The 5856-nt window shown below is 63.5% G+C and carries 6 protein-coding genes; 5 read left to right on the forward strand and 1 reads right to left on the reverse strand.

The annotated features are described in order from the left end of the window. Window positions 1-406 precede the first annotated feature (406 nt). The 3 genes from Mhypo_RS17055 to Mhypo_RS17065 all read left to right on the forward strand — a co-directional run bounded on the left by Mhypo_RS17055 (window position 407) and on the right by Mhypo_RS17065 (window position 4250). Complete coding sequence (locus tag Mhypo_RS17055; protein ID WP_119342438.1) at window positions 407-2872, forward strand: LuxR C-terminal-related transcriptional regulator; 2466 nt, start codon at window positions 407-409, stop codon at window positions 2870-2872. 152 nt (window positions 2873-3024) lie between these two features. Beyond that, on the forward strand, window positions 3025-3567 hold the full coding sequence (locus Mhypo_RS17060) for a cupin domain-containing protein (protein ID WP_119342439.1): 543 nt from the start codon (window positions 3025-3027) through the stop codon (window positions 3565-3567). Between the two features lie 89 nt (window positions 3568-3656). Continuing rightward, the gene (locus Mhypo_RS17065; RefSeq protein WP_147075582.1) at window positions 3657-4250 is read left to right on the forward strand and encodes a hypothetical protein; all 594 of its coding nucleotides are present in this window, start codon (window positions 3657-3659) and stop codon (window positions 4248-4250) included. 316 nt (window positions 4251-4566) lie between these two features. On the opposite strand, the gene Mhypo_RS17070 is transcribed toward Mhypo_RS17065, so the two are convergent. Next, a complete protein-coding gene (locus Mhypo_RS17070; protein ID WP_170148345.1) occupies window positions 4567-5049 on the reverse strand; it encodes an IS4/Tn5 family transposase DNA-binding protein in 483 nt (160 codons plus the stop codon). Window positions 5050-5225: 176 nt separating this feature from the next. On the opposite strand from Mhypo_RS17070, the gene Mhypo_RS17075 reads away from it, so the two are divergent. Both Mhypo_RS17075 and Mhypo_RS17080 read left to right on the forward strand, forming a co-directional pair. After that, complete coding sequence (locus Mhypo_RS17075) at window positions 5226-5453, forward strand: hypothetical protein (RefSeq protein WP_119342442.1); 228 nt, start codon at window positions 5226-5228, stop codon at window positions 5451-5453. Beyond that, window positions 5450-5779: a PIN domain-containing protein gene (locus Mhypo_RS17080; protein WP_119342443.1), complete on the forward strand. Its 330-nt coding sequence runs from the start codon at window positions 5450-5452 to the stop codon at window positions 5777-5779. Before Mhypo_RS17075 ends, Mhypo_RS17080 begins: the two co-directional genes overlap by 4 nt. Window positions 5780-5856: the final 77 nt, after the last annotated feature.

The following is a 5856-nucleotide window of genomic DNA, read 5'->3' on the forward strand; positions in this document are numbered from 1 at the left end:
CTGAGCTGCAGCCCGTGGAACGAACCTGGGGGCTGATTGATGGGGTGGTGGCCAATGGGCAGGTGGAGGATGAAGAGGCACTGTGGAGCAAAGTGGAAGCCCGCTGTGCCTACCTGCAGACCCAGCCGGACCTTATTCGGAGCCATACCCTCTTCCACTGGTGGCCGGGAGGATGATGAGGGAATGGATCAGAGGGATTTCTTATCATACCTACGGTTATGTGCTCTCAAGTCGGGTACTTCCATCAAGTACGGTATTGGGCTGGGTATACCTTTTGCTTCTCTTGGCTCGTTCATACTGAATATGATAAAAGCCTGGGTCTGGCCTTGCCGTCCGGGATAGGGGTATTCCTCCGAGGTAAAATGGCTCAATACCCACAGGGTTTGCAGCCCCCGCTGGTGAAGTCATGCCGACGCATTCTCCCAACCCTACCGTGCGCCCGGTCACCCACCCGGCGCTGCCTTCCGTGGTCACCCGTTTCATCGGGCGCGAGCGGGAGATTGCCGAGGTCTGGCAACTGCTCAGGGCCAACCGCTTGCTCAGCCTGGTTGGCCCCGGCGGCGTGGGCAAGACCCGCCTGGCCCTCACGGTCGCGGCGGAGGCCGAGCATGAGTTTGGGGACGGGGTGTGCTGGGTAGAACTGGCGCAGGTGGGAGACCCCAGCTTCGTCCCCCAAACGCTCGCCAAGGCCCTCGAGGTCGCTGAGCAGCCCGACCTGCCCTTGTCCCAGACCCTGCTGGAGAAATTGGAAGGCAAAGACCTCCTGCTGATCCTCGACAACTGCGAGCACCTCCTGGCGGCCTGCCACGAGCTGGTCGGGCGGCTGTTGGCTGCCCCGGCGCTAAAGATCCTCACCACCAGCCGGGAGCCGCTGGGCGTGGCGGGAGAGGTGCGCTACGCGGTTCCCCCCCTCTCGCTGCCCGAACAAGGTCGGCCCCTGGCGGAGCTGGCCCAAAGCGAGGCGGTGAGGCTGTTTGTCGAGCGTGCCCGGAGCCTCCGCCCGGAGTTCGCCCTGACCCCCGAAAACGCCCCCCTCATCGCCGAGGTATGCCGCCGCCTGGACGGCCTTCCGCTGGCGATTGAGCTGGCCAGCGCTCGAGTGGGCGTACTGAGCCTGCGGCAGCTCCGAGAGCGCCTCGAGCAGTGGTTGGATGTGCTGACCTCGCCCATGCCCCACGAACTGCGCCACCGCACCCTGCGCTCGGTGATGGACTGGAGCTACCAGCTCCTCTCCACCCCCGAGCAGGTCCTGTTGCAAAGGCTGAGCCTGTTCGCTTCAGGTTTCACCCTGGTCACCGCCGAGGCCTGCTGTGCCTGGGGTGAACTCGAGGCCCCCCAAATCCTTGATCTGCTGACCGCGCTCATCGGTAAGTCGCTGGTGATGGTAGAAGCCCTCGAGGCCGAGGAGGCCCGCTACCGCCTGCTCGAGACCGTCCGGCAGTACGCCCGCGAGCAGCTCGAGGCTTCCGGCGCATGGCAGGAGACCTACGGCCACTACCTGCGGGGTTTTTTGCGGATGGTCGCCGAAATCTCTCCCCAAATCGAGGGACCACAGCCGCAGCGCTGGGTGGACTGGCTGGAACGCGAGCACGAGAACTTGCGGGTAGCGCTGGAGTGGGCCTGTCGGCATCGTCGCGCTCAGGAGGGGTTGCGCCTGGTAGGCCACCTGACCGTTCTTTGGGATGGGCGGGGCCATTTCCGCGAGGGGTTCGCCTGGTACGAGCGGCTGCTCGGTTTCGAGGAGGTAGTCTCGATGCCCCTGCCCCAGCGCATGAACGCCCTGGTGGGGGCCTCTCTGGTGGCCCTGCTGACCGGCGACGCCGCTGTGGCAACTGACTGGGCGGGCCAGGCGGTGGCGTTGGGCGAGGCTGCCGGTGAGGTGGGCTGGCCGCAACTCGGCTTCGCCCTGGTAGGGCTGGCCACGGTGGCTAAGGTCAAGGGTGACTGGGAGACTGCCCTGGCCCTGTTGGAGCGTGGCATCCAGCACGAGCGAAAGCACGGCACGAACACCGCCAGGGTCATCTATTTTGCTTTGCTTGTGAGCGGCATGATCGAAACCGACATCGGCCGTCATCAAGACGCCCGGCGCCATCTGGAAGAGGCCCTGGAAATAGCGGTAGAAACGGGCAGTCCGTATGACGCGGCGCTGGTTTTCGACGCCCTGGGCCAGCTGGCCCGTGCCACCGGGCGGCTGGCTCCGGCCGTTTCCCAAATGGAAAAAGCCCTCGAGCTGTTCCGGCAGTCCGGCGCAAGCCGCGACCTGCCCAACCTGGAGCGCCACCTGGCCTACGCCTGCTTGAGGCTGGGCGATCCCTGCCGGGCCTACACGCTTTTCCGGCAAAGCCTGGAGGCGCAACTTCAGCGCGACCACCGCCCCAGTATCCTGCGCGGGTTGCTGGGCTTCGCAGCCCTGGCTGCGGCAGTGGGGCTATATCGAGATAGCGCCTGTTTGCAGGGCTTCGCGGGAAGCCAGGGCAAAGCAACGGTCAACCTCGACTCGGGCGACCAGGCCGACGCCCTCGAGGACGAGCACTACGCGGCCCTGGTGCGGGCCGAGTTGAGCGAACTCGAGCTCGAGACCGCCACCGAAAAAGGGCGGGCCATGCGGCTCGAGGAGGTGGTGTCTTATGCCCTCGGTCTGGACTTTCGGGCAGCCAAGTCCCGCTCGCACGACCTGACCCGGCGCGAGCGAGACGTAGCTGCTCTGATCGGCGCGGGGCTGTCCAACGGGGAGATCGCCGCTCGATTGGGGTTGAGCAAACGCACGGTGGAGAAGCACATCGCCAACATTCTGCTCAAACTGGCGCTCAAGAACCGCGCCCAGATCGTGCGCTGGGCGCTGGAGCAGGGCTTGAGCGGCGAGCATCAGTAACCCAGGCAGCCTCGGGTAGCTGTGCGTCTACGTGCGCGCACGGTTGCGGCGGCGCCACGCCCCGCGGATACTGCGGCAAGGCTGGTTCCGCCTGGAGGGACCTCTCGAAGTACAACTCGGCGGAGCCTGGAGAAGGGAGGAATGGTGAGGCTATGGCGACCCGTGGAACCCAGATTCTGAACCCGCGCACCGGTCAGCGCTCGGTCTTTTTGCAGACGGCTCAAGACACGGGCGGCGCGCTGTTCCAGATGGAGACCTTTCACCCCGCCCATAACGCCGCCGAGCCGGAGCACACCCACCCCTTTCAGGAAAGCCGCTGCCAGGTGCTCACAGGTACGCTGCGCTTTCGCGTGGGCGGGGTGGAACGAACCGTCAAACCGGGCGAAGCGATAGTCATCCCGCCTGGGGTGGCGCACCACTTTTGGAACGACGGCGAGGTGGAGGCGCACGCCATCCAAGAGTTCCGGCCTGCCCTCAACATAGAGGATTTTTTCGTAGCCTATTTTGCCCTCGCCCGAGACGGCAAGCTGAGTGATGGCGGTATACCTAAATCTGTGCTCCAGCTTGCGGTGCTGCTAAAAGCCTACGACCGGGTTCTTCGCCCTACCAACCCACCTCGTTTTCTACAACGGGTGCTTATGGAAACCCTGGGGCCGGTGGGGCGGCTGGCGGGGTATCGGCCCGACTATATCTAGTGTCTCGTTCAAAACATGCACCCTTACGTGCATGCACGGTCGCGGTGATGGTCGGTGGAGGGGATACTGCGGTTCATATGGAGGCGAGCATGATTCAGCCAATCCCGTTTCAATTCGCCGCTTGGTCGGCATATCTAAACGCCATATCCAATGTGGTCGGGGCCTTGGCTTTGGCCCTATTGTTTGCGGGCTACGCACCCTTCGGAAAGGTCAACGATGCCTCGAGCGTCTTCTTCGCCCTGTCCTTAATCCCGGTTGCGCTGGCCTTCCATCAATTGCATCGCTCGGTGGCTGCACCCTCGAGCCTAATCATCACAATCATCGGTGTCCTCGCCATGCTCACGGCGGCCACCCTCTCGGCGCTGCTGGTGTTCGGCCAAGTAAGCTTCGGACAAACCCTCCGTGCCGTGCTCAGCGCCAACGCGATCATCGGGGTCTGGCTGGTGTCGAGCGGTATTTTGGCGCTGATCGGCTCGAGCCTGCCCCGCGGGCTGGCCTGGGTGTTGATGGTCGCGGGTGCAGGCCTGATGCTGGTGGTTGTTGGCTTTTGGATCGGAGGTCAGGGATCCCCTCTCACCACACTCGGTGGACTGGTTGTTTTGACCGGTAACCTGACCTGGGCGATCTGGCTGGGCCACCTGTGGATGAGCGGTACCGTGAGGTATCCCACGCCTGGGCCCTAGCTGAAGGCCATTACGTCCACCCATAATAGGGCGGGCTTACACAGCCTACGTGCTAAAGGTCTGACATCCTCCTCGTTCTTCAGAACGGGGGAACAGCAAGCCCTGGCCCCGTTCCCGGCACTGCGCCCGCAGTTCGTAGGGGTCCGCCACCCGCACCCAGAGCACCCGGGGGTCGGAAGGCGGGCGGCCCCGCCGGTCCCCGCTATGGATCCAGCCCTCGCTCTCCCGAGGCCGGTGCTTGCGCCGGGTGGACGATTCCTTACCCCGACCCCTCTTCTCCCAGTGAAGGGCCGTAGCCCCCCGGCAACGCCGGTACTCAGGCGCACGCGGTAGCTTTGCCCCGCCACCCCAGCACCTCCACCCCAGGATGCTTCCTTTTCTCCGTGTCCGTCTTGCCCCACCCGCGCACCGCCAGCACGCTGTGCAGCACGAAACCCTGCAACCCCTCACGGGCATTGCCGATGAAGCCCAGCCCCCCGACGGGCTGGCGCCCGGAGTAGGAGAACTCCGAGCTGTCCTCAATCCGCAAACAGGTGCCCGGGGCTTGCATGGCTCCCCTCACCCGCTGACGGTACCCGGCGTGCAGGCCCTCCGGGTCGACGTGAGGGTTGTCCAGGAAGCGGTAAGCGGCCTTGACCTCACGGGGGTGCATGAACAGCCGGGGTAGGCTCTCCCCCGGGGCCCGAAGCATCGCCACGGCCATGCCCTCAGCCCGCTTTACCCGCCGTGCGTCGCCTAGCTCGGCCTCTGCGAAGTGCAGGCTGGCCCATTGAACCGGATCCTCCGGATGCAGTTCCATCGTCTCAAACCATACAGGGTTGAGATGTGGGTAATGACAAGGACTGAAGTCCAGGGAGGATGTCAGCTGGTCCGCTTCCCAAGGCTTAAGGTTCAGCAATGGGGACGGACCCCCGCCCTCGCGCTGGAAGATGGAACCTTCGCCTTTGCCGCGTCGGGGCATGCTATCCTCAAGATATGGCTACGGCTTTACCCGAAGCAATCAGTAAAAAGCTCGAGGCCTTCAAGCGGGTCAAGGGGCGCAGGTGGGTCAAGGAGCTAGAGAAAATCCTAGATGAGGCCGTACAGCTATCGGATTGGGATGCCGAGGTAAGTAAACCTGGGGCCAAAGCCAGCAAGATTAGCGAGGAGCAAGCCGTCCAAATGGCGGTAGATGCCGTACGACAAGCCCGCAAAAAGCGATGAGGGTGGTCTTTGACACCAACATCTACATCGCTACCCTGATTGCCCCAACGTCCCGCGTGGCACGGGTGTACTGGGCGTGGCGAAATGGGCGGTTTACCCTGCTAACCTCTAAGGCACAGCTTACGGAGTTGCGCCGGGTAAGCCGCTATGTCAAGTTCAAAGGCATTATTCGCCCTGCTCAAGCTGGAGCGATGATCAACACCCTGAAGGCTAAGGCTGAGTTGGTGTCGTACAGCAAGGGCAGGCCCCTTTCGGTAGACCCCGATGATGACCTGATAAGTACACTCACGATAGACTTTTACTATGGGAAACTTTCGGTACATTGAGTTGAGCAGCGAAGAGGATGAGCGGCTGAGGGCCATCGAGCAGAGCCCGCACATGAACAAGAAGGTCAGGCTGCGCA

Origin of the sequence: Meiothermus hypogaeus (assembly GCF_003574035.1) — a bacterium.
Lineage (GTDB): Bacteria > Deinococcota > Deinococci > Deinococcales > Thermaceae > Meiothermus > Meiothermus hypogaeus.

Excerpts from the sequence above, each read along its gene's own strand:
- Mhypo_RS17080 (WP_119342443.1), top strand. The coding sequence starts at position 5,450 with ATGAGGGTGGTCTTTGACACCAACATCTACATCGCTACCCTGATTGCC.
- Mhypo_RS17060 (WP_119342439.1), top strand. The coding sequence starts at position 3,025 with ATGGCGACCCGTGGAACCCAGATTCTGAACCCGCGCACCGGTCAGCGC.
- Mhypo_RS17075 (WP_119342442.1), top strand. The coding sequence starts at position 5,226 with ATGGCTACGGCTTTACCCGAAGCAATCAGTAAAAAGCTCGAGGCCTTC.
- Mhypo_RS17065 (WP_147075582.1), top strand. The coding sequence starts at position 3,657 with ATGATTCAGCCAATCCCGTTTCAATTCGCCGCTTGGTCGGCATATCTA.
- Mhypo_RS17055 (WP_119342438.1), top strand. The coding sequence starts at position 407 with ATGCCGACGCATTCTCCCAACCCTACCGTGCGCCCGGTCACCCACCCG.
- Mhypo_RS17070 (WP_170148345.1), bottom strand. The coding sequence starts at position 5,049 with ATGGAACTGCATCCGGAGGATCCGGTTCAATGGGCCAGCCTGCACTTC.